A 1,413-nucleotide genomic window follows, 5' to 3' on the forward strand; every position below is an offset into this window, starting at 1 on the left:
CGGCCTGTTTTCTCAAAAACAGGCCGAAAACGAGCAGTTTTTTTATGGGGTGTTGCAAGTATAAGGCTATGCGTGAAACCCACCCCAACCCCCTCCGAGGAGGGGAGTATCAGGAATGCTTGCTTTGGCAATTAAGGGTGGACGGGAAATTGCGTTTCTGGGCTGTTTTGTGAAAAGTAGGCCAAAAACAGGAGTTTAGAGTACTGGTAACTTTGACGATTGAGACGTTAGTGTGGGTGCATTGCCCATCTTTCCTTCGTTTGTTGAAGTGAGGAAGTTGCTTTTGGGACTTACCACGTTAGGCAAGTAAATAACTTCGGCGCCGTAGGTAGGCTATAGATTAAACTTGTATGGCTTATAGGAAAGTATGAATGTAAGTATGAAAGAAAGAAAGTAGCAAAGTATAAATGAGCTGTTCGGGAGTAGAACTCCGGAACAGCGGAAGTTCATTGCTTCACCGTTCAGCATCAGTGCTGTCAGTGCTGTTCGGGAGTTCTACTCCCGAACCCGCCTGCCGGGGAGTTCCACTCCGCCGGGAACCACGGGCAAAAGAAGGGGAGTGGAACTCCCCGGCCGGGTGTTTCCGGAGTAGAACTCCGGAAGAGCGGAGAAAGAGCGGAAAGAGCGAGTTTCAGAGCTTGTAGCGGTGTTCATTGCTTCACGGTTCAGCATCAGTGCTGTTCGGGATTTGTAATCCCGAACTTAAGTACCTGGCGGATTTGCAATCCGCGGCTTTTGCGGGGCAAATATTCTGGGACGGGGATTGCAAATCCCTGGAGTACCTGCTTCCGGATTGAAAATCTGGAAGAGCGGAGAGAAAGGAGCCTAAAGAGCGAGAAAGTGGAATGTGATGTATTCCATCACGCCAATCGCCTCTCTAAATAGAATTCCTCTCCCTGGAGGGGTAGGTAAGGCGTAATACCGGCTGCTAAGAAGGTCGTTTACTGCAATTAGTAAAAGCAGGCCCTTGGTGTAGGTTCCACGCAATATCAGTGGCTAAAAGGAAAACTTTAATTATTTGCAGAAGCCTCCTGTACAGATCCATCGGTTTCCTCAATCCTCGCCAAACTTTCAGAATTGATACAGTACCGCAGTCCAAATGGCTCCGGCCCGTCTGGAAACACGTGGCCCAGGTGGCCGTCACAGACATTGCACTGTACCTCAATGCGCTGCATGCGGTGGCTGTTGTCAAAGAGGTATTTAATAGCGCCCTTGCTGGCGGGTTGGGTGAAACTGGGCCAGCCGGAGATGGCGTGGTACTTAGTGGCAGCGTGAAACAGCAGGCTGCCGCAGGCGGCGCAGACGTAGCGCCCCGGGTTGGGGTACACTACCGTCGGGAAATTCCCATCGGGCGTAGCCTGCGCCTCCAGCACGTGTACATTGGTAAACCCAAAACGCTCCAGCGCGCGCGGT

The 1,413-nt window shown here is 51.4% G+C and carries 1 protein-coding gene; it reads right to left on the minus strand.

Going from position 1 to position 1,413, the window contains the following annotated elements; translation table 11 throughout:
* Positions 1 to 1,010: 1,010 nt before the first annotated feature.
* The coding region (gene msrB, locus A8O25_RS22290; RefSeq protein ID WP_153042879.1) for a peptide-methionine (R)-S-oxide reductase MsrB at positions 1,011 to 1,413 on the minus strand (403 nt) is incomplete at its 5' end.

It is taken from the genome of Rufibacter ruber (assembly GCF_001647275.1).
GTDB classification, from domain to species: domain Bacteria; phylum Bacteroidota; class Bacteroidia; order Cytophagales; family Hymenobacteraceae; genus Nibribacter; species Nibribacter ruber_C.